Origin of the sequence: Streptomyces sp. NPDC048331, from assembly GCF_043201215.1 — a bacterium.
Classification (GTDB): domain Bacteria; phylum Actinomycetota; class Actinomycetes; order Streptomycetales; family Streptomycetaceae; genus Streptomyces.
This window is the reverse complement of record NZ_JBICYT010000042.1, coordinates 1-21,021: the sequence shown is the minus strand read 5'-3', so window position 1 is coordinate 21,021 and position 21,021 is coordinate 1. Positions and strand designations below refer to the sequence as shown.

The following is a 21,021-nucleotide window of genomic DNA, read 5'->3' as shown; positions in this document are numbered from 1 at the left end:
ATCGCCGAACGGGCCCAGCCCCACCCATACATCAGGAGAACCGATGACGACGAACGAGAACCTCAAGCCGCTCGACAACCACGCCTCGGGCGTCGAGATCGAGACCCTGGACAACCACGCCTCGGGCATCGAGATCAAGCCGCTGGAGAAGGAGCCGGCTCCGGCCGTGCCCGCTCCGGCCGCGCCCACCACGGACGAAGAGATCCAGACGCTGGACAACCACGCGTCCGGTCCGCGCCCGTAACACTCGCAAGACGTACGGGGGAACCACGGGGGAGCACGGGGGAAGTACGGGGGAACGGCGGTCGCGGTGGCCCGGAGGGGGAGCCACCGCGGCCGCCGTACACGTGTGCGCGCGCCCCGGCGGCATAGGCTGGGGGTGTGTTCTCCTCCCACGGGCCGAGCGTCCGCGAACTGGCAGTGCAGGGCCTCTCCTCGGTGGAGCGGGGCTACGACCTCCTCGCGCCGAAATTCGACCACACTCCCTTCCGCACCCCGGACCGGATGCTCGACGCGGTCGAGGAGACGCTCGCCCAGGTGGCGGGCGGCTTCGACACCGGCCTGGACGTGTGCTGCGGCACGGGCGCCGGGATCGACATGCTGCGCCGGCTGTGCCGGGGCCGGGTGACGGGCGTCGACCTCAGCGCGGGCATGCTGGCGGAGGCCGGCCGCCGGTACGGCGCGGACGCCGGGCGCGTGGACTTCGTACGGGCCGACGCGCGGGCCCTGCCGGCCGCCCTCGCGGACACGTACGACCTGGCGGTCAGCTTCGGCGCCTTCGGCCACTTCCTCCCGAAGGAGCGGCCCGCGCTCTTCTCCGGGATCCACGCCGCGCTGCGCGAGGGCGGTGTCTTCGCCTTCCCGATCGGCGCCCCGCTGCCGCTCGGCTCCCCGGTGTGGTGGGCGACGACGGGCTTCGACTCGGCGATGCGGGTCCGCAACGCGGTGTGGCGGCCCCCGTTCGTCATGTACTACCGGACCTTCCCGCTGGGCCCGGTCCGCGAGGACCTCCGGGCGGCCGGCTTCACGGTGGAGACGGTCCCCCTGCCCCCCTTCGGCCTCCGCCCGGACGGCACCCCCCGCTGGCGCCTGCTCCTGGCCCGCAAGCCGACCGGGCAAGCGCCGGTACGCAAGCTCCGGGTTGAGTAGGCTGATCCCGCACCCTCTGGAGGACACCATGGCAGCCGAGCTCCCCGATTGGATGCTCCCGCCGCGCCCGAGCGGCTGGGAAGCGGACGACCTCGACCACTGGCCCCAGGCCCCCCGGCACACCGAGCTCATCGACGGAGCGCTGATCTTCATGATGTCGCCTCAGCGATCCTGGCACTCCCGGCTCGTGGGAAGGCTGACCGCCAGGCTGGAACAATCAGCGCCCGACGGCATGGTCATCGAGCGGGAGATGACCGTCCGCCTCGACAAGAGGAGCCGCCCCGAGCCGGACATCCTGGCCGCCACGGTCGCCTACGACCCCGACCGCACCCGCTTCCTCCCCGAAGAGGTCGCCCTGGTGATCGAGGTGGTGTCCGAGGAGTCGGCCGACCGCGACCGCTCGATCAAGCCCTTCAAGTACGCCCAGGCCGGGATCCCCCACTTCTGGCGGGTCGAGGACGAGAAGGGCGAGCCCGTCGTGCACGTCTACGAGCTGGACACGGTCACCCGGACGTACGTCCCGACCGGAATCCACCGCGAGCGGCTCAAGGTGGCGGTCCCGTTCCCCGCGGACATCGACCTGAGCACCCTCACCCCCTGAACCGGATCAGCCGGTGCGCAGTTCGCGCTTGAGGATCTTGCCGCTCGCGTTGCGGGGCAGTTGCGTCACGAACTCCACCGCCCGCGGCACCTTGTAGTTGGCCATCTCGCGGCGGGACCAGGCGATCAGGTCGTCCGCGGTGAGGGTCGAGCCGGGGCGGCGGACCGCGTAGGCCTTGCCGACCTCGCCGAGACGCGGGTCCGGGATGCCGATCACCGCGACGTCCGCGATGTCCGGGTGGAGGCCGAGGAGTTGCTCGATCTCGGCGGGGTAGGCGTTGAACCCGCCGACGATGAACATGTCCTTGATCCGGTCGGTGATGCGCAGGTTGCCGTCCTCGTCCAGGTACCCGACGTCGCCGGTGTGCAGCCAGCCCTCGGGCGTGATCGCGCGGGCGGTCTCCTCGGGGTCCTCGAAGTAGCCCCGCATGACGTGGTAGCCGCGCACCACGATCTCGCCCGCCTGCCCGGCGGGCCGTGGCCGCCCGTCCGCGTCCAGGATGACCACCTCGGTGTCCGGGATGGCCCGGCCCGAGGTGGCGGAGACCGTCTCCGCCGCGTCGTCGCGACGGCACATGGTGACGATGCCACCGGCCTCCGAGAGCCCGTACGCCGTGAGGACGACTCCGATGCGCAGCTCGCCGCGCAGCCGTTCGACGAGCCGCAGCGGGACCACGGCCGCGCCGGTGACGACCAGGCGCAGGGCCGTGAGGTCGTGGTGGTCGCGCTGGGGGTGGTCGAGGAGCGACTGGTGGAGGGTGGGCGGTCCGGGAAGGACGGAGATCCGCTCGGCGGCGACGTTCGCGAGGACGGTGTCCACGTTGAAGACGGACTGCGGGACCATCGTGGCCCCGCGCATCAGGCAGGCGATGATCCCCGCCTTGTAGCCGAAGGTGTGGAAGAAGGGGTTCACGATCAGGTAGCGGTCGCCCTCGCGCAGTCCGGCGAGCTCGCACCACACGTCGTAGCAGCGCAGGGACTGGGCGTGGGTGATGACCGCACCCTTGGGGCGGCCGGTGGTGCCGGAGGTGAAGATGATGTCGGAGGGGGACTCGGGGCGAATGGCCTCGGCGCGCTCGCGGACCGCCTCGGCCGGTACGCCGTCCCCGCCCGCCAGGAAGTCCTTCCAGGTACGGAAGGAGTCGGGGGCGTCGTCGGCGAGGACGACGACCTGTTCCAGGTGAGGCAGTCCGGGCAGCGGCCCGCCACCGGGGCCCTGGGCGGCGGCGCGGCGCAGGGAGGCGACGTAGGAGGTGCCGAGGAAGGTGCCGGTGACGAAGAGCAGCCGGGCCCGGCTGCGCTCCAGGACGTACGCGGCCTCCGTGCCCTTGAAACGGGTGTTGAGGGGGACGAGCACCGCGCCGGCCGAGACTGCTCCGAGGGCGGAGACGATCCACTCCAGGGTGTTGGGGGCCCAGACGGCGACCCGGTCGCCGGGTTCGATCCCGGCGGCGACGCAGGCGGCGGCGGCCCGCTCGACGCGTTCGCCCAGCTGCGTGTAACTGATCCGGGTGCGCCCGTCGACGACGGCCTCGCGGTCGGCGTACTGTGCCGCTGCCGCTCGCACGAGCTGCGCGATGCTGCCCCAGCGCAGGTCCCCTCGCGGGTCCTCGCGTACGTCCTCGCGTACGTCCGCGCGGACATCCTCGTGCCGGTCGTCGCGCCCGTCGTCGCCCATTGCGTGCCACCTTCCCGCAGACCCAGTAGCTGACTATCCGTCAGATTAGCTGTAGCCTTCGCGGCTGTCAGTACTGGCGCACCCCGGAGGTGGCGATGGCGGCAACGCTCAAGGACGCGACGGCGATAGTCGGCATCGGGCAGACCGCCTTTGCCAAACGACTGCCTCAGTCCGAGAAGGAACTGGCCTGCCGGGCCATCCTGGCGGCCCTCGCCGACGCCGGCATCGACCCCTCCGAGGTGGACGCCTTCGCCTCCTACACCATGGAGGAGACCGACGAGGTCGAGGTGGCCAAGGCCATCGGCGCCGGCGACGTCACCTTCTTCTCCAAGATCGGTTACGGCGGGGGCGGTTCCTGCGCCACCGTCGGCCACCTCGCCTCCGCCGTCGCCACCGGCCAGGCCACCGTCGGCGTCGCCTGGCGCTCCCGCAAGCGCGGCTCCGGCCCCCGCCCCTGGAGGAACACCGCCGTCCAGCTTCCCACCCCCGGCCAGTGGACCAGGCCCTTCGGCCTTCTGCGGCCGGCCGACGAGATCGGCATGCTCGCCCGCCGCTACATGCACGAGTACGGCGCCACCCGCGACCACCTCTTCAACGTCGCCATGGCCTGCCGCAACCGGGCCAACGCCAACCCGGCCGCGATGATGTACGAGCGCCCGCTGACCCGCGAGATGTACATGACCTCCCGCATGATCAGCGACCCGCTCTGCCTCTTCGACAACTGCCTGGAGACCGACGGCGCGCTGGCCTGCGTGATCGTCTCCGCCGAGCGCGCCCGCGACTGCCGACAGAAGCCCGTCTACGTCCACTCCGTCGCCCAGGGCCTGCCCGCCCAGCACCACGGCATGGTCAACTACTGGAACGACGACCCGCTGTCCGGCCCCGCCTGGACCGCCGCCCGCCACCTGTGGAAGCAGGCCGACTTCGGGCCCCAGGACGTGGACGTCGCCCAGATCTACGACGCCTTCACCCCGCTGATCCCGCTCTCCCTGGAGGGCTACGGCTTCTGCGGACGCGGCGAGGGCGCCGCCTTCACCGAGGGCGGCGCCCTGGAGATGGGCGGCCGGCTCCCCATCAACACCGGGGGCGGCGGCCTGTCCGAGGCGTACGTGCACGGCTTCAACCTGATCAACGAGGGCGTCAAGCAGCTGCGCGGCGTCTCCACCGCCCAGGTGCCGGACGCCGCGACCTGCCTGGTGACGGCGGGCGAGGGAGTCCCGACGTCCGCGATCCTGCTGAGGAGCTGACCCGATGACCACCACATCCGGCGCCGCCGAGGAACTGCTCCTGCCGGTCCCCGACGAGGACGGCGCCCCCTTCTGGGAGTACGCCGCCCAGGGCGAACTCCGCGTCCAGGCCTGCGCCGCCTGCGGCCGGCTGCGCTTCCCGCCCCGCCCCTGCTGCCCGCACTGCCGGTCCTTCGACAGCGAGTGGCGCCGCATGAGCGGCCGCGGCCGCATCTGGTCCTACGTACGGCCGCACCCGCCGCTGCTGCCCGCGTACGCCGCGCAGGCCCCGTACAACGTGATCCTCGTGGAGCTCGCCGACGCCCCGCACATCCGGCTCGCCGGGAACCTGGTCACCTCGGCCGACGCCCCGCTCGACTCGGTGGACCCGGCCCGGCTGCGGATCGGCGCCCGGGTGCACGTGGTCTTCACCGAGACGGGCGGCATGGCCGTGCCCCGCTGGGTCCTGGAGAAGTCATGACCGTGCGGGTGGAACGCGACAAGGCGACCGGGGTCGCCGTCGTCACCCTGGACCGGGTCCACCGGCACAACGCCATCGACCTGGACACGGCCGCCGAACTGGGCGAGGTGTGGCGGGAGTTCCGGTTCGCCGAGGAGGTACGGTCGGTGGTGCTGACCGGCGCCGGAGCGGCCGCCTTCTGCACCGGCGTCGACCGCGGCGTCGACGTGCCGCAGCCCGCCTCCCCCTACTCGGCCGACGACCCGCTGATCGCCATCGGCCCCAAGGCGGGCGACCTGTGGAAGCCGGTCGTCGCCGCCGTCAACGGCATGGCCTGCGGCGGGGCCTTCTACCTGCTGGGCGAGGCCGAGTTCCTGATCGCCTCCGAGACCGCCACCTTCTTCGACCCGCACACCACCTACGGGATGGTCAGCGCCTACGAGGCCGTGTACATGGCGCAGCGCATGCCCTTCGGGGAGGCGGCCCGGATGTCCCTGATGGGCACGGCCGAACGGCTCTCCGCACGCCGAGCCCACGAGATCGGACTGGTCTCGGAGCTGACCGCGCCCGAGGAGCTGCTGCCGGCGGCCCTCCGGGCGGCCGAGACGCTGGCCGGCTTCCCGACCCAGGCCGTGCAGGGCACCGTACGGGCCCTGTGGTCGGCGAAGCAGGCCGCGCTCCAGCAGGCCCTCGCCCAGGCCCCGGCGTGGATCGCGCTGGGGAACCTGGCCCCGGAGCGGCAGGCGGAGCTGTTCGGCTCCCGCCGGCCGGGCACGGATTTCAGGCTGCGCTGACGCGCGGCGCCGGCCCGGGGCCTCAAGGCTTGCGCGTGGACTTCGGGCCGGGCTTCTTCGTGGTGGACCGGGGCGTGGGCCGGGAGCCACCCGAGGTGGTCGCCTCCGCGCTCGGCGTCGAGGTGTCGGACGTCCGCCGGGGCCGGTCGAGCCGGCACGTGGTGACCTCGGCCGCGCGGGAGGGATCCTGGAGCGCCACCTCGACCGTACGGGTCTCACGGGCCCCCAGGGTCGCCTTGACCTCGGTCGACTCGATGACGGTTCCGCTCGCGCCCTCCCGGTACAGGTTCACGACGAAGGTCCCCCTGCTGTCCACGTTCGAGGTGAAGCGGACCGTGGTGACCGGCGAGGTGCCGCCGACGCAGGTGACCACGACGGCCGTGGCCGGGTCGCCGCTCGCGCTCGCGGAGGACGAAGCGGTGGGCGTGGTGTTGTCGCTGCCGCTGCCGTGGCTCTTCTTCCGGCTCTTGGAGCTGGAGCACCCGCCACCACTGCTGGACTTGCTCTTGCTCTTGCCGCTGCTTCCGCTGCCGCTGCTCCCGCCGTGCGACGAGAACCCGGTCAGCGCGAGCACGACGCCCACCAGCACCGCGGTGAACCTGATACGACGTCCAGCCACCATGGCCCGAACCCCTCCCCGTGGACAACGGCGGGCCACGCTACCAGCCGGGACCCGCCACGTAAGAAAAACATAAGGATCATTCCCGCCGGGATCACAGGGGTCGACCTGGCGATCAGGTCGGGTCACCGACCCGGCCCGGCAATCAACCGCGGGTAGCCGGACAGCACCTCGGCAAAACCACTGCCGATCGCCCGAGCAAATGAACACGAAAGCAAGTCGTGAAGCGACCCATCAAGGAGTGCGTCGAGGAGGCGGTCGGCTACATCGTCTCCGCGATGACCGAACCCGCCGTCGCAGCCCTGGAAGGGATGGCCGCAGACCTCGTCGTCCAGCTCGGATCGATGGCCCTCGGCTTCCAGGACGGCGTCGACCTCGACCAGACCAAGAACGCGGGCAAGGGCGGATTCAACGACGGCGTCCAGTCCGGCAAGGAAGCCCTCCACCTCGCCTCCGCAGGCAGCGGCTCCGGCGGGGGAGGCACCGGCCTGACCGACCTGCACATCGAGCACAGCGAGCACGACCGCGCCGGCACTCACCTCAATGCCGTCAGCACGGGCATCCACGGCAAGACCAGCTCGAAACTGTCCAAGGCCAAGTCCCACCACGGCCGCACCAGAGGCCGCGACTCCATAGCCCAGGCCATCGACCCCGTCGCGGACAAGGCCTTGGCAGCCCTCACCAAAGCCACCAAGGCCATGGGCGACCACGTGGGAACCAGCCTCCCCACAGCAGTCAAGCAGATATCCACCGACCACAAGAAGAACGACCAAGCCCTCCACGACGACTTCAACCGTCTGAAGAAGGACGGTGCCCACAACAACGGCGGAAGCAACGGTCGCGGCGCCGGCGGCAAGGACGCGAGCAGCCGCACGAAGCCCGATTCCTTGGACAAGGCCAAGGACGAGCCCCGCCGCAACGGCATTTCGCTCGAGAAGAAGCGGTGCGAGAACGACCCGATCGATGTCGTCACCGGCGAGATGACGCTGCCGCAGACGGATCTCGCGCTGCCCGGCACCCTCCCGCTGGTCCTCAAGCGCACGCACCTGTCCGAGTACCGCTACGGCCAGTGGTTCGGCCGCAGCTGGGCCTCCACCCTTGACGAGCGCCTGGAGAGCGACCCGCTCGGCGGCGGCCTGATCTGGGCCCGTGAAGACGGCTCCCTTCTCGTCTACCCCCGGTTCCCACAGGCAGGCGGCGACCCGGTCCTGCCGCTCGAGGGCCCGCGGCTCGCCCTCACCCACGGCGGTCAATACGACGACGTGACGACCTACACGGTCACCGACACTCGGTCCGGGCTCACGAAGACCTTCACCGGCAGCCCGTACAGCGCCTCCACGGCGTATTGGCTGACCAGGATCGAAGACCGCAATGACAACGTCATCGCCTTCGCCCGCGCCACCGATGGAGCCCCCACCACCGTCTCGCACAGCGGCGGCTACACCGTCCGGCTCACCACGGACGACCAGCGGGTCACCGCACTGGCCGTGAGCACCGCGAACGGGCCCGTCACCGTCATGGCGTACGGCTACGACGAGTCCGGCAACCTCACGCCGTCGCCAACTCCTCCGGACTGGCTCAGCGTCTGGCCTACGACGAGCACGCCCGCATCACGTCGTGGACCGACCGCAACGACTCCACCTTCCGCTATGTCTACGACGCTGCCGGCCGGGTTGTACGCACCATAGGCCCCGACGGCTTCCTCTCCTCCACCTTCGAGTACGACAGCGCTTCCGGGACCACCCGCTACACCGACTCCACAGGCGCAGCCACCGTCTTCCAGTTCAACGACCACCTCCAGGTCATCGCCGAGACCGACCCGCTCGGCCACACGGTCCGTCGGCTCTGGGACCCGTACGACCGCCTGCTCGCCCAGACCGACCCGCTCGGCCGGACCACGACCTACACCTACGACGGGCGTGGCGACCTCGTGCGCATCGTCCACGCGGACGGCAGCACGGCCACGGTCGAGTACAACGACCAGCACCAGCTGACCTCCGTCACCGGCCCTGACGGCTCGACGTCGCACCAGGAGTACGACGACCGCGGGAATCCAACCCTCTTCACCCGCCCGAACGGCACGACGACCCGGCTCACCCACAATGCGTCGGGCCACCTGACCGGCGTGGACGATTCCGGCAGCGCGTTGGACCGCCTGGTCTGCGATGCCGCCGGCCTACCGCTGGCCATCCGAGGTCCGCTGGGCACGGTCACCCGCTACGAGCGGGACGCCTTCGGCCGCCCGACCCGGATCTCCGATCCGCACCTGCGCGCCACGCAGTTGGAGTGGACGGCCGAGGGCAGACTGGCCCGGCGTACCGACCCGGACGGATCCACCCAGTCCTGGACGTACGACGGTGAGGGGAACTGCCTCACCCACGTGGACGCGGTGGGAGGCGAGTCCCGCTTCGAGTACACCCACTTCGACCTGGTCACAGCCCGCATCACACCGGAGGGAGCTCGCCACTCCTTCGCGTACGACACGGAACTGCGTCTCACGCAGGTCACCGATCCTGCTGGCCTGTCCTGGACCTACACGCGTGACGCAGCCGGGCGCCTCACGTCCGAGACGGACTTCGACGGCCGTGTCATGCGCTGTACCCACGACGCGATCGGTCGGCTGACCAGCCGCACCAACGGCATCGGCCAGACGGTCCGGTACGAGCGTGACTCCGATGGACGGGTGGTGGTCAAGGACTCCGAAGGCATGCTCACCCGCTTCATCTACGACGCTTCCGGCCGCCTGGAGCGGACTGTCGGCCCCGACGCGGAGCTGCTGTACGTGCGGGACCATGCGGGGAGGGTCCTGCGCGAGTTGTGCAACGGTCGCGAGCTCACCCACACTCATGACGAGGCCGGCCGACGCATCCGCCGCAGCACTCCGACCGGAGCAGTCAGCTCCTGGGCCTTCCCCGGAGATCGCAGCGCCCTACTCAACGCCTCGGGCCGCCAGGTCACCTTCGAGTTCGACGAGGCGGGCCGCGAAACCGTTCGCCGCATCGGCGAAACGCTGACCATCGCCCACGCGTGCGACGAACAGGGGCGCCTGACCGACCAGCAGGTCCACGTCGCCGATGGCCGGACTGTCCAGCACCGCGTCTACGGCTATCGCCCGGACGGCCACCTGACCACGGTCGACGACCACCTCGTCGGCCGACGCCGGTTCGATCTGACCCGCGAGGGACGGGTCACGGGTGTGACCGCCGCGAACTGGAGCGAGCGGTACGCCTACGACGAGTCCGGCAACCAGACCGAGGCCTCATGGCCTGCGGACGACAGCGCCGCGGGGCCCCGCACATACGAGGGCACCCGCCTCACCGGGGCGGGCTCGGTCCGCTACGAACACGACGCACAGGGGCGGGTGGTCCTGAGGCAGAAGCGTCGCCTCTCGCGCAAGCCGGACACCTGGCGCTACGGCTGGGACGCGGAGGACCGCCTCGTCTCGGTCACCACCCCGGACGGCACCCGCTGGCGGTACCTGTACGACGCGCTGGGCCGCCGCATCGCAAAGCAGCGCCTGGCGTCGGATCGGTCGTCGGTAGCCGAGGAAGTGACGTTCACCTGGGACGGCGACACCCTCATCGAGCAGGTGACCCACACCCACGGCTCCCGGGAGACCGTCGCATTGACGTGGGACCACGATGGCGTGAAGCCGGTCACCCAGGTGGAACGCCGCCTGCTCGACCAGGAGGAAATCGACAGCCGCTTCTTCGCCATCGCCACGGATCTGATCGGAACACCTCGCGAGCTCGTCGACGAGCAGGGCGAGGTGGCCTGGCACACGCGCGCCACGCTCTGGGGCATCACCACCTGGAACCGGGACGCGACGGCCTACACTCCGCTCCGCTTCCCCGGCCAGTACTTCGACCCGGAGTCCGAGCTCCACTACAACCGGCACCGCCACTACGACCCGGCTTCCGGCCGGTACGTCTCCCCGGATCCCCTCGGTCTGACCCCGGCACCCAACACCTTCGCGTACGTCGGCAACCCGACGACGTGGATCGATCCGCTGGGCCTCGACGGTTGCCCGCACCGCGGCGGCGAGCACAGGCACAGCGTGGTGCTCGGCCCGAACCAGAGGCCTGCGACCGCATCGAACGAGTTGGCGCGATATCTTCGTAATGATCCGAACGACCCCGCTCACGATCCTGGACGAGCCCGTGATCCGGGAGCCCACACGTACAACGGCGACGCGTATTCAGGTGGTACTCCGCCCGAGTGGATGACGAACGTCCAGGCTGCTGTGGGAGAAGGCAGGGACACGAGGCTGTCGATCACCCTGGACGGTATGCCGAACCGAGCCGGTGAAATAGGCAACTGGAACACGCCTGCCACCATTGTGGAGGCCTTCCAGGCTGCGGTGGAGCACGGATCCCAGTTCAACACCTTGCACCGGGACAACTACCCTCCGGCCGGCTCAGGCGGAACGGCGTGGGAGATGAGCGTCGTCGCCCTGAACGTGCGCAAGTACGAGATAGACGCCATGGACGGAGTGCCAGAAGAGCTGCGCGACGGACGGAGGTGGGAGGACATCGACTGGTACTCGAACAACGAGAAGATCGATGTCCCCAAGCCGGACATTCCTGAAATCCAACTCCCGAAACAGCCTCACAGGAGGTAGCACCACACCATGACGGACGACGCACCGGACCAGAGCGCCGCGGACATCGTGGCCGCCGAGTGGCAGTACCTTCTCGAAGAAGGCGCGGAATTGGTCGACCCGGCCATGGTCCGCGCCGCACACGCCCAGCCGCGGCTTCGGGAGCTGTATCCGAGGGTCAGCCACGGCATCGTCTTCTTCAGCCGCTGCACCGGCCTTCCCGCTGCCCACGTCGGTGGCCAGGTGCACCCCATGGAGGACGGACGGTTCTGGGTGCGTGGCCCGGTCGGCCAAGGCACGCTCGGCGAGGTCGCCACTCTCGAGGAGGCATTCGCCCTGCTGGCCGCCGGCCTGCCCGACAACTGCGGGCCCGCCGTTGACGGCACAGCTCGCGACCTGTGACGGCCCCGGCCCCCGGAGGGGGCGGGGGCCGACCGGCCCGACCGGCGGGTGGGAATCAGGCGGCGAAGAAGTGACGTCACCGCATGACGAACGATGAGTCCTCCCCCGCCGCGGCGGAGATCGTTGCCGCCGGATGGCGGACGATCCTCGCCTACGGTCCTGAACGCGTCGAACCCGCCGTGCCTCGTGCCGCGTACAGCCATCCGGCGCTGCGGGAGCTGTTCCCCGCGGTCAGCCACGGTGTGCTCTACCTCAGCCGTTGCATCCGGTACCCGTGGAGCCGGGACATCGGTACCGCCTTCCCGCGGGCCGCCGGCGGCTACCGCGCACGAAGGCAGTCCGACAGCACCCTGCTCGGCGTGACAGAGACGGCGGAGGAGGCCTACCGCTTGATCGCGGCGCACCTCCCCGAGGGTTGCGGCCCGGCGATCGACGGCACCGCGAACGACCTGTGAGGTCGCCGTGCCGCGCGGCACGGGCGCCTGACCGCCCCCGGACATGGCGGCGGCCCCGGCCCCCCGGAGGGGGCGGGGCCGACCGGCCGGGCTGGCTGGCTGGTGGGATCAGGCGGCGTCGACGACGCCGGAGGCCGCGATCTCGACCTTGCCCTTGGGGGCGCCGGACTGGGAGCCCAGGGCCTCGATCTGGTCGACGAGCTCCTGGCCCGAGACGACCTCGCCGAAGACGACGTGCTTGCCGTCGAGCCACGAGGTGACGACCGTGGTGATGAAGAACTGCGAGCCGTTGGTGTTGCGGCCCGCGTTCGCCATCGACAGCAGGTACGGGCGGTCGTGCTTCAGCTTGAAGTTCTCGTCGGCGAACTTCTCGCCGTAGATGGACTTGCCGCCGGTGCCGTTGTGGTTGGTGAAGTCACCACCCTGGAGCATGAACTGGGGGATGATGCGGTGGAAGCCGGAGCCGGCGTAGCCGAAGCCGTTCTGGCCGGTGCACAGCTCACGGAAGTTGCGCGCGGTCTCGGGGACGACATCGTCGAAGAGGTTGAAGACGATGCGGCCGGCCGGGGCGCCGTTGATGTTGATGTCGAAGTAGACGTTGCTCATGGGGTCCATCCTGTCACTCCCGGTGCGGTGCGCTACCCGGCGGGGCCGCAGCCCCGCCTCCGGGCAGGTCAACCGCTCGTACGGGTGCCCGTACCCTTCGCCGCGTCCAGGGCGTACACGCAGCGGTCCTTGCTGCATGCGTAGACCACGCCCGCGTCCGCCACCGGGGCGCCCGTGATCTCGCCGCCCGTGGCCAGCTTCCAGCGCAGCTGGCCGCCCGCCGCGTCCAGGGTGTACAGGCAGTGGTCGGCCGAACCGAAATGCACCCGGCCGTCCGCGACCGCCGGCAGACCGGTGATCTCGCCGCCCGCCGCGAACCGCCACTTCGGGGTACCCGTCACCGCGTCGAGCGTGTACAGCGCGCTGCCCGCGCCCAGGTGGACGTTGCCGTTCGCGACCACCACCGGGTCCGCGGACTGGCGTCCCTCCGTCGCGATCCGCCAGCGGTCCTGGCCGGTGGCCGCGTCGAGGGCGTAGACCGTGCCCAGGTAGTCGACGAGGTAGACCCCGCCGCCCGTCACGGCCGCGCCCGGCGCGAACGCCGGGGGCGCCAGGAAGACCGCGGGAGCCTCGAAGTGCCAGCGGACCCGGCCCGAGGCCCGGTCCACCGAGATGACCCGGGTGCCGGCCGCGACGTAGACGTTGCCGTCCGGGGCCGGAGTGACCCGGACGGGTACGTTCCCGCAGGAGGCCGCGTCGCCGATCGGGTAGGACCAGGACTCGCGGCCGGTACGGGCGTCCAGGGCGCGCAGCCGGGCGTCCTGCCACACGTACACCGTGCCGTCGTGCAGGACCGGGGCCGCCTCCGGGGTCTCGAAGTCGCTCTGCGCCCCGGTCAGCTCCCACAGCTTGTGCCCGTTGGAGGCCTCCCGGCCCTGTACGCCACCGCCACGGGTGGCGGTGACGACCGTGCCGCGCTCGGCGCGCAGCGCGTACACCCAGGCGTCGGTGGACAGCCGCCACCGCTCGGAGCCGTCGCCGGCGTCGAGCGCGAAGAGGGAGGGGCCGTCGGAGGCGTGGATCCGGCCGTCGGTGACCGCCATGGACCAGGCGACGTCGCGGGTCTTGAACTGGCGGCGGCCGCTCGCCACGTCCAGCGCGTGGACCTCGAACGAGGTCACGTAGAGCAGGTTCCCGGCGACGGTCGGGGTGCCCCAGACCTCGTTGGACATGCGGAAGCGCCACGGCCGCCAGCGGCCGCTGTCCGGGGACGGGCCGGGGCTCGGTACGGGCTGCACCGCCGAGGGGGTGGCCACCGATCCGCCGGGCGGGCGGATCCAGCCGGTCGCCGAGTCCGCGGCCGCGGACGAGGCGTGCGCGGCCGGGGCCGCGACGCTCGCGCGCGGGCCGGGCCCGATCGGCACCGGCGAACCACCCAGGCGCACCGGCTCCCCCGAGGGCACCGGGGACATCGGCGGGTGGTGCGGGCGCTGCGGGACGGCCTGGCCGGTACGCGGGTCCACCCACGAGTCGGCCCCGCGCGGCCGACGGTGCGTAACGGCCTCGGAGGCCGACCCGCGACCCCCGGAGCCCGGTCCGGGCGCCGGCACCGCCGGGACGGGCGTGGGCGGCGTACGGTGCCCCGCGCGCCGCGCCTCGATCATCGCGACGGCCCGCGCGGGCAGCCACGCGGAGGCGGTGCCGCTGTCGTCACCGCCGTCGAACAGGTGCGGGGCCAGCTGCGCCTGCAGGTCGGCCGGGGTGGGCCGGAGCGTGGCGTCCATCTGCATGCAGGAGTCGATCAGCGGCCGCAGCTCGGCGGGCAGCCCCTCCAGGTTGGGCCCCTCCCGCAGCAGCATGAAGACCGTCTCCACCGGGTTCGCCCCGTGGTACGGCGGGTGCCCGGTGGCGGCGAAGACGAGGGTGGAGCCGAGGGAGAAGACATCGCTGGCGCCCTTGACGCTGCGCGAGTCCTTGGCCTGCTCGGGCGACATGTACGCGGGCGTGCCGACGGCGACGTTCGTCATGGTCAGGCGGGTGTTCGAGACACCGCTCGCGATACCGAAGTCGATCACGCGCGGGCCGTCCTCGACGACGAGCACGTTGGACGGCTTCAGGTCGCGGTGGACCAGGCCGGCGCCGTGGATGGACTGCAGGGCCTCGGCGATGCCGGCGGCGAGCCACCGTACGGCCTGGGCGGGCATCGGCCCGCACTCGTTGACGATCTCCTCCAGGGAGGGCGCCGGGACGTACGCGGTCGCCAGCCACGGCACGGCGGCGCGCGGGTCGGCGTCGACCACGGCCGCGGTGTAGAAGCCCGACACGGCGCGGGCCGCCTCCACCTCACGCGTGAAGCGGACACGGAAGAGCTGGTCCTCGGCGAGCTCGGTGCGCACCGTCTTGATCGCGACCCGCCGTCCGGACGCGGACCGCGCGAGATAGACCAGCCCCATGCCGCCGGCGCCGAGCCGTCCCAGCACCTCGAAGGGGCCGATCCGTCTCGGGTCGTGCTGCGTCAGCTGCTCCACCGTTCGCCTCCACACCCATCCCCGTACGGGCCACTCAGCGGGCCCGCTTCCACCGGCACGGGGCCCTGCCCGTGCAGCGTCTCACTCCGGGCGCCGCCCGGGTCGAGCAACCCCGATTCTGTCAGGCCCGGACCCGGTCCGGCCCCGGCACGTCGAGCAGGGCGGTGTGATCTGCTCGGCGAGCCGTCCGGAACCGGGGCGATCCGGGCCGCGCGGCCCTGTCGGCAGGGGTTCCGGCCCGCCGAGTCCCGTCACGCGGGGAATCCCGACACGCAGGAGTTCCGTTCCGCACGAGTCCCGTCACGCGTCCGGCGTCGTGCCGGGTTCCGAGAGCAGCCCGAAGACCGCCCCCTGATTGTCGGCGACGACCGCGATCCGCCCGTAGGGGGTGTCGAAGGGGTCGGCGGTGACGCGGCCGCCGAGCCGCTGCACGAGGGCGACCGACCGGTCGCAGTCCGGTACGGCGAAGTAGGCGAGGAAGTGCGCGGGCATGACCGCGGGGAAGGCCTCGGTGATCAGACTGCGGCCGAGGACGGCGGTGTCCGTGCCGGGCGCGGTCCCCGGCGGGGACCAGATGCGGTACTCGACGCCGGCGTCGTCCTGGTCCTGCGGTACGTAGCCGAAGACCTTGGCGTAGAAGGCGTCGACGGCGTCCCGGGCCCGCGTGTAGACCTCGCTCCAGCAGTACGTGTACGGCTCCTGCTGGGCGTCGAAGCCGTGGTGGGTGCCGGGCTGCCACAGGCCGAAGACGGCGCCGCCGGGGTCGGCGGCCATCGCCGCGGTGCCGTAGGGGCCGACGGGCATCGGGTCCATCACCATCTGGCCGCCGGCGGCGCGGATGCGCTGGGCGCAGGCGTAGGCGTCGGTGGTGTAGAGGTAGATCCCCCAGACGGTGGGCATGCGGCCGTCGGGCTTGGGGGCGAGGGCGGCGACGTTGCGGCCGCGGCTGTAGGCCTGGGTGTAGTGGCCGTACTCGGCACCCGCGCCTTCGGAGAAGGTCCACCCGAAGAGCTCACCGTAGAAGCGCTTGCCCGCCTCGACGTCCGGAAGCGAGGCGTCCACCCAGCAAGGTGCGCCTTCGGCGAATGCGGCCATGGGCCCGTTTCCTTCCGTTGTGCGGGGGTGTGTACCCTCCCAACCCTCTCAGACATGATCCGCCCGAAAACTTGTCCACAGCCTGTTGATAAGACTATTCGGGGGAAACCCTGCGGAACCGGGCCCCCCGCCGTGGGTCACGCCCGGCGCCACGCCCGGGGGCTCGACAGGGCCGGCGAGAGGCTCGCGCGGCCCGAGGTGCGTCCGAAATACGCCCCCGCGGCCACCCGGGGACCGCCTTCCGCCCAGGCCAGGGACCCCGTAACCCCATTTGCAGGCGGCCGAATAGCGCGCCGATCACCCCTCGGTAAGCTGACGGCATGACAGGACAAGTACGCACCGTCGACGGGCGTGTCGCCGGCCGGCGCGGCCAGGCGACGCGGCAGAAGCTGCTCGACTGCCTCAGCGAGATGCTCAGCTCCTCGCCGTACCGCGACGTCAAAGTGATCGACGTCGCCCGCAAGGCCGGTACCTCCCCCGCGACCTTCTACCAGTACTTCCCGGACGTCGAGGGCGCCGTCCTGGAGATCGCCGAACAAATGGCCACCGAGGGCGCGCAGTTGACGTCCCTCGTCGAGGGCCGGACCTGGGTCGGCAAGTCAGGGTGGGCCGCAGCCGAGGAACTCGTCGAGGGTTTCCTGGAGTTCTGGCGCCGCAACGACGCGATCCTGCGGGTCGTCGACCTCGGCGCGGCCGAGGGCGACAAGCGTTTCTACAAGATCCGCATGAAGATCCTGAACTCGGTCACCAACTCCCTCACGGAATCGATGAAGGAGCTCCAGGCCAAGGGCAAGGTCGACAAGGACATCAGCCCCGCGGCGATGGCCGGTTCACTGGTCGCGATGCTGGCCGCCGTCGCCTCGCACCAGAAGGGCTTCCAAACCTGGGGCGTCAAGCAGGCCGAGCTCAAGCCGAACCTGGCGCTGCTCGTCCACCTCGGCATCACGGGCAAGAAGCCCACGAAGTAGCGGCGGCCCCCGGACGCCCTCCAGGGGCCCGCCGATCACGCACGATCCCCGCACGTCCGACGCCCCACACCCCACGCACCACGCCCGATCGCCTGCGATCAGCGACGCTCCAGGCGGAACAACCGGATCTCGCGCTCGATGCGCGCCTGGTACGTCGCATACGGCGGCCAGAACCTCAGCACCGCCTGCCACGCCTCCGCGCGTTCCTCACCCGCCAGCAGCCGGGCCCGGACGGGGATGTCCTGACCTTGCCAACTCACGTCCGCGTCCGGGTTCTTGAGCAGATTTCCGGTCCATGCCGGGTGCCCGGGCCGGCCGAAGTTGGAGCCGATCAGGATCCACGTCGTCCCGCCGTCCTCCGGCATGCAGGCGAGTGGGGTCGTGCGCGGCTCACCGGTCTTGGCACCCTTGGCGGTGAGGATCACGCCCGGCAGCATCTGGGCGCTGAGGATGACCTTGCCGCGGGTCAGCTTGTGCACCGCCTTGTCCATGGCGGGGATGAAGTGCGGTGCGATCTTGGCGAACAGCATGGTCGAGGAGACCTTCTGCATCAGCTTGACGCCGGGAGCCATCAGACGGCCACCTTCTCTTGTGCGGGCGGGGGCGTGCGCGGGGACGCGGGCGGCGACACCGGCGGGGACGTGGGCGTAGGAGCGGGCGGGGGCGGGTCGGCGTCCGCCGCCGGGGCCCCGATCGGAGCCGCCGCCGGATCCGCGAACAGGCCCGCGCGGTCGGCGGCGTGCGCCCGCAGCCGGTGCACCGGGCCGAACAGCAGCTCGTCGGCAGCCGCCCGCTTGAAGTAGAGGTGCGCGTCGTGCTCCCAGGTGAAGCCGATGCCGCCGTGCAGCTGGATCGCCTCGCCCGCGGTCACCCGCAGGGTCTCCAGGGCCTGCGCGAGCGCGAGGCCGCCCTGGTCCGGATCCCAGGCGGCGTAGTAGGCCGCCGAGCGGGCCGCCTGCACCCGCACGTACAGGTCGGCGAGGCGGTGCTTGACCGCCTGGAAGGAGCCGATCGCCCGGCCGAACTGCTCGCGCTGACGTACGTACTCCACCGTGCGGGCCAGCGCCTGATCGGCCGCGCCGACCGCCTCGGCGGCCAGCACGGCGGCGACGGTACGCCCGGTGGCGGCGAGCGCGCCGAGCACGTCCGCCCCCTCCTCGCCGAGCAACTCCGCCGGTACGTCCCGTAGTTCGACCCGGGCCTGCGGGCGGGTCTCGTCCAGGACGGCCTGCCGCGACCGTACGAGCCCCGGCGCGTCCTCCCGTACGAGGAACAGCAGCGTGCGGCTGCGCGCGAACCCGCCGGTGTGCGCGGCGACGAGCAGCAGCCCGGCACTGTGCCCGTCGAGCACCTGGGCGGCCTCCCCGTACAGCCGCCAGCCGCCGCCGGACGCGTCGGCCGCCTCGGCGGTGACGGCCCGGGCCTGGACGCCGCCCGCCCGACCACCGCCGGACCACTGCCCGGAGGCGTCCTCGCCGGTCAGCGCGAGGGCGGTGGCGAGCGCCGGGCCGCTGACGGCGAGGGCGGCGGTCAGCCCTCCCGTCGCCAGCGGCGGGAGCAGCGCGGAGCGCTGGGCGTCGGTACCGAGGGTGGCGATCAGGGGCGCGCACAGTGCGGCGGTGGCCAGCAGCGGCGAGGGCAGCAGCGCACGCCCCGTCTCCTCGCAGGCCAGCGCCAGGTCGGCGGGCGCGCAGCCGACACCGCCGTACTCCTCGGCGATGGCGATGCCGGGCAGCCCGAGCTGCCGGGCGAGCTGCCGCCAGAGCTCGCGGTCGTGTCCGGCGGCGGTCCGAACGGCGGCCTTGACCTCGTCGGGACCGCAGCGTTTGCCCAGGATCTCGCGCAGGGTACGGCGTATCTCGTCCTGCTCCGCGGTGAAGGCGGCATCCATCGTCGGGCTCCTCCCCGTATCTGACGGGCCGTCATGTTAGAGCCGGGGGCGCCAGATGCACAGGGGGCGGCAAGGGCGGGTTGCGCGGCGGGGGCTAGCGTCTGACGCATCGTCAGATATACCGTCCCCTCATGCCTGGACCCACATCTGGACCCACATCCGGACCGACATCCGGCCCTCTGTCCGACCCCCTCTCCGGACCCATGACCGGAGCGGCGGCCGGACCCACGACCGGAACGGCCACCGGACCCACGACCGGAACGGTCACCGCCCCCACGACCCACGCCCGCGCCCGCGGACGCCGGAAGGTCGCGGTCGTCGGCGTCGCCCTCTCGGACTGCGGCCGGGTCGACGGCCCCACCCCTTACGCCCTGCACGCGCAGGCCGCCCGCCGCGCCCTGGCCGACTCCGGCCTGGACCGCTCCGTCATCGACGGCTTCGCCTCGGCCGGCCTCGGCACGCTCGCCCCCGTCGAGGTGGCCGAGTACCTGGGCCTGCGCCCCACCTGGGTCGACTCCACCTCGGTCGGCGGCTCCACCTGGGAGGTCATGGCCGCCCACGCGGCGGACGCGATCGCCGCCGGGCACGCCAACGCCGTACTCCTGGTCTACGGCTCCACGGCCCGCGCCGACATCAAGGCACGGCGCCGCACGTCCAACCTGTCCTTCGGAGCACGCGGGCCGCTGCAGTTCGAGGTCCCGTACGGCCACACCCTCATCTCCAAGTACGCCATGGCCGCCCGCCGCCACATGCACGAGTACGGGACGACGCTGGAACAGCTCGCCTCCGTGGCCGTACAGGCCCGCGCGAACGCGGCCACGAACCCGGACGCCATGTTCCGCGACCCGATCACGGTCGAGGACGTGCTCGGCGGCGACATGATCGCCGACCCCTTCACCAAGCTGCACTGCTGCATCCGCTCGGACGGCGGCTGCGCGGTGCTCCTGGCGGCGGAGGACTACGTACCGGACACCGCGAAAGCCCCCGTCTGGGTCCTGGGGGCGGGCACGTCCGTCTCCCACACCACCATGTCGGAGTGGGAGGACTTCACCGTGTCCCCGGCCGCCGTCTCGGGGCGCATCGCCTTCGAGCGGGCCGGCCTCACCCCGGCCGACGTGGACCTCGCGGAGATCTACGACGCCTTCACCTATATGACCCTGGTGACCTTGGAGGACCTCGGCTTCTGCGCGAAGGGCGAGGGTGGGGCGTTCGTGGAGAAGGGCCGCCTGCTGCGCGACGGGGAACTCCCGGTCAACACCGACGGCGGCGGCCTCTCGGCCTGCCACCCCGGCATGCGCGGCCTGTTCCTCCTGGTCGAGGCGGTCCGCCAACTCCGCGGCGAGGCGGGGGCCGGCCAGGTCACCAAACCCGGCGGCCGCCTCCCGGAGGTCGCCCTGGCCTCGGGCACGGGCGGTTGGTTCTGCTCGTCGGGAACGGTCCTGCTGGGGCGGGGGTGACCGGCCCCCGCCCGGGGGCGGGAGCCGTCACTTGCCCTCGGCGAGGGTGTGCGCGACGAGGGCGTTGGCGTGACCGTGCCCCATGCCGTGCTCGGTCTTGAGCCACGAGACCAGCTCCATGTGCTTGGTCAGCGGCGAGGACCGAATGAGGTCCTGCCACTCCCCGACGGGGCGTCCGTACTTCTTCTCGATCGAGGGGAAGTAGCTGGCGGGTCCCTTGGCTGTCTCGGCCATGTTGCGTCTCCTCCGTGGGTGCGGTGCGGTGCGGTGTGGTGTGGTGTGGTGCCGCTGCGTGGCGTTGCGTAGGTATGACCTCGGCAGCAGTGAGAACTCATCGGTGGAACGAAGGATTTCTTCGACGGAGGCTTCGGGGGGCGGAAACCGATCGACCGGGGTCCCGCAAGGGGGAACGGGAGCGTCGGCGAGCGGGAGCCGGCCGGGCGGCATCAGGGAGGGGCATGGGGGTTTCCCGTCAGTCCCATCGTCCCTCCGGGTCGGGCCGGTCCCTCAAGGGCGCTCCCTGCGGTCGCGTCGCTTCGCGATGTCGCTGCGC

The 21,021-nt window shown here is 71.7% G+C and carries 18 protein-coding genes and 1 pseudogene; 11 read left to right on the top strand and 8 right to left on the bottom strand.

Annotated elements, in window-relative coordinates:
* The first annotated feature begins 43 nt into the window (after window positions 1–43).
* From ACGFYY_RS35815 to ACGFYY_RS35805, 3 genes are all read left to right on the top strand, one after another.
* Entirely contained in the window at window positions 44–244 is a 201-nt protein-coding gene (locus tag ACGFYY_RS35815) for a hypothetical protein (RefSeq protein WP_393715970.1), read from the top strand.
* 137 nt (window positions 245–381) lie between these two features.
* Window positions 382–1,149 (top strand): class I SAM-dependent methyltransferase, encoded by a 768-nt coding sequence (locus tag ACGFYY_RS35810; RefSeq protein ID WP_393715968.1) that lies wholly within the window; start codon window positions 382–384, stop codon window positions 1,147–1,149.
* A 28-nt stretch (window positions 1,150–1,177) separates the two neighbouring features.
* Window positions 1,178–1,750, top strand: coding sequence for a Uma2 family endonuclease (locus ACGFYY_RS35805; protein WP_393715966.1), 573 nt, complete (start codon window positions 1,178–1,180; stop codon window positions 1,748–1,750).
* Window positions 1,751–1,756: 6 nt separating this feature from the next.
* On the opposite strand, the gene ACGFYY_RS35800 is transcribed toward ACGFYY_RS35805, so the two are convergent.
* Window positions 1,757–3,427, bottom strand: a complete 1,671-nt coding sequence (locus tag ACGFYY_RS35800; protein WP_393715964.1) for a FadD3 family acyl-CoA ligase — start codon at window positions 3,425–3,427, stop codon at window positions 1,757–1,759.
* Between the two features lie 95 nt (window positions 3,428–3,522).
* On the opposite strand from ACGFYY_RS35800, the gene ACGFYY_RS35795 reads away from it, so the two are divergent.
* Genes ACGFYY_RS35795 through ACGFYY_RS35785 form a run of 3 tightly spaced genes read left to right on the top strand, consistent with a single transcriptional unit; the run spans window position 3,523 to window position 5,907 of the window.
* The gene (locus ACGFYY_RS35795) at window positions 3,523–4,674 is read left to right on the top strand and encodes a lipid-transfer protein (RefSeq protein WP_393715962.1); all 1,152 of its coding nucleotides are present in this window, start codon (window positions 3,523–3,525) and stop codon (window positions 4,672–4,674) included.
* Window positions 4,675–4,678: 4 nt separating this feature from the next.
* The gene (locus tag ACGFYY_RS35790) at window positions 4,679–5,134 is read left to right on the top strand and encodes an OB-fold domain-containing protein (RefSeq protein ID WP_365273055.1); all 456 of its coding nucleotides are present in this window, start codon (window positions 4,679–4,681) and stop codon (window positions 5,132–5,134) included.
* Entirely contained in the window at window positions 5,131–5,907 is a 777-nt protein-coding gene (locus tag ACGFYY_RS35785; RefSeq protein WP_393715960.1) for an enoyl-CoA hydratase/isomerase family protein, read from the top strand. The genes ACGFYY_RS35790 and ACGFYY_RS35785 overlap by 4 nt, the downstream gene beginning before the upstream one ends.
* A 22-nt stretch (window positions 5,908–5,929) precedes the next feature.
* On the opposite strand, the gene ACGFYY_RS35780 is transcribed toward ACGFYY_RS35785, so the two are convergent.
* Window positions 5,930–6,529, bottom strand: coding sequence for a hypothetical protein (locus ACGFYY_RS35780; protein WP_365273061.1), 600 nt, complete (start codon window positions 6,527–6,529; stop codon window positions 5,930–5,932).
* Window positions 6,530–6,738: 209 nt separating this feature from the next.
* Here ACGFYY_RS35780 and ACGFYY_RS35775 point away from each other — a divergent pair.
* From ACGFYY_RS35775 to ACGFYY_RS35765, 3 genes and pseudogenes are all read left to right on the top strand, one after another.
* Window positions 6,739–11,147 (top strand): annotated as a pseudogene (locus ACGFYY_RS35775) (RHS repeat-associated core domain-containing protein); the annotation flags it as partial.
* A 9-nt stretch (window positions 11,148–11,156) separates the two neighbouring features.
* Window positions 11,157–11,528 carry a DUF6193 family natural product biosynthesis protein gene (locus ACGFYY_RS35770; protein WP_393715957.1) on the top strand — a complete coding sequence of 124 codons (372 nt, stop codon included), beginning with the start codon at window positions 11,157–11,159 and terminating at the stop codon, window positions 11,526–11,528.
* 83 nt (window positions 11,529–11,611) lie between these two features.
* Window positions 11,612–11,983 (top strand): DUF6193 family natural product biosynthesis protein, encoded by a 372-nt coding sequence (locus ACGFYY_RS35765; protein WP_393715955.1) that lies wholly within the window; start codon window positions 11,612–11,614, stop codon window positions 11,981–11,983.
* A gap of 108 nt (window positions 11,984–12,091) precedes the next feature.
* Here the strand turns inward: ACGFYY_RS35765 and ACGFYY_RS35760 are convergent, their stop codons facing one another.
* The 3 genes from ACGFYY_RS35760 to ACGFYY_RS35750 all read right to left on the bottom strand — a co-directional run bounded on the left by ACGFYY_RS35760 (window position 12,092) and on the right by ACGFYY_RS35750 (window position 16,152).
* On the bottom strand, window positions 12,092–12,589 hold the full coding sequence (locus tag ACGFYY_RS35760) for a peptidylprolyl isomerase (protein ID WP_327735954.1): 498 nt from the start codon (window positions 12,587–12,589) through the stop codon (window positions 12,092–12,094).
* 68 nt (window positions 12,590–12,657) lie between these two features.
* Window positions 12,658–15,057: a serine/threonine-protein kinase gene (locus ACGFYY_RS35755; RefSeq protein ID WP_365273073.1), complete on the bottom strand. Its 2,400-nt coding sequence runs from the start codon at window positions 15,055–15,057 to the stop codon at window positions 12,658–12,660.
* A gap of 300 nt (window positions 15,058–15,357) precedes the next feature.
* Complete coding sequence (locus ACGFYY_RS35750; protein ID WP_365273076.1) at window positions 15,358–16,152, bottom strand: VOC family protein; 795 nt, start codon at window positions 16,150–16,152, stop codon at window positions 15,358–15,360.
* Window positions 16,153–16,472: 320 nt separating this feature from the next.
* Here ACGFYY_RS35750 and ACGFYY_RS35745 point away from each other — a divergent pair, with 320 nt between their 5' ends.
* The gene (locus ACGFYY_RS35745) at window positions 16,473–17,120 is read left to right on the top strand and encodes a TetR family transcriptional regulator (protein ID WP_030013555.1); all 648 of its coding nucleotides are present in this window, start codon (window positions 16,473–16,475) and stop codon (window positions 17,118–17,120) included.
* A gap of 98 nt (window positions 17,121–17,218) precedes the next feature.
* On the opposite strand, the gene ACGFYY_RS35740 is transcribed toward ACGFYY_RS35745, so the two are convergent.
* Both ACGFYY_RS35740 and ACGFYY_RS35735 read right to left on the bottom strand, forming a co-directional pair.
* A complete protein-coding gene (locus ACGFYY_RS35740) occupies window positions 17,219–17,692 on the bottom strand; it encodes a nitroreductase family deazaflavin-dependent oxidoreductase (protein ID WP_393715951.1) in 474 nt (157 codons plus the stop codon).
* Complete coding sequence (locus ACGFYY_RS35735) at window positions 17,692–19,011, bottom strand: acyl-CoA dehydrogenase family protein (protein ID WP_393715949.1); 1,320 nt, start codon at window positions 19,009–19,011, stop codon at window positions 17,692–17,694. The genes ACGFYY_RS35740 and ACGFYY_RS35735 overlap by 1 nt, the downstream gene beginning before the upstream one ends.
* 203 nt (window positions 19,012–19,214) lie before the next feature.
* Between ACGFYY_RS35735 and ACGFYY_RS35730 the strand changes: the two genes are divergently transcribed.
* Window positions 19,215–20,468 carry an acetyl-CoA acetyltransferase gene (locus tag ACGFYY_RS35730; protein WP_393715947.1) on the top strand — a complete coding sequence of 418 codons (1,254 nt, stop codon included), beginning with the start codon at window positions 19,215–19,217 and terminating at the stop codon, window positions 20,466–20,468.
* Between the two features lie 27 nt (window positions 20,469–20,495).
* On the opposite strand, the gene ACGFYY_RS35725 is transcribed toward ACGFYY_RS35730, so the two are convergent.
* A complete protein-coding gene (locus tag ACGFYY_RS35725) occupies window positions 20,496–20,702 on the bottom strand; it encodes a DUF4287 domain-containing protein (RefSeq protein ID WP_393715945.1) in 207 nt (68 codons plus the stop codon).
* Between the last annotated feature and the right edge of the window lie 319 nt (window positions 20,703–21,021).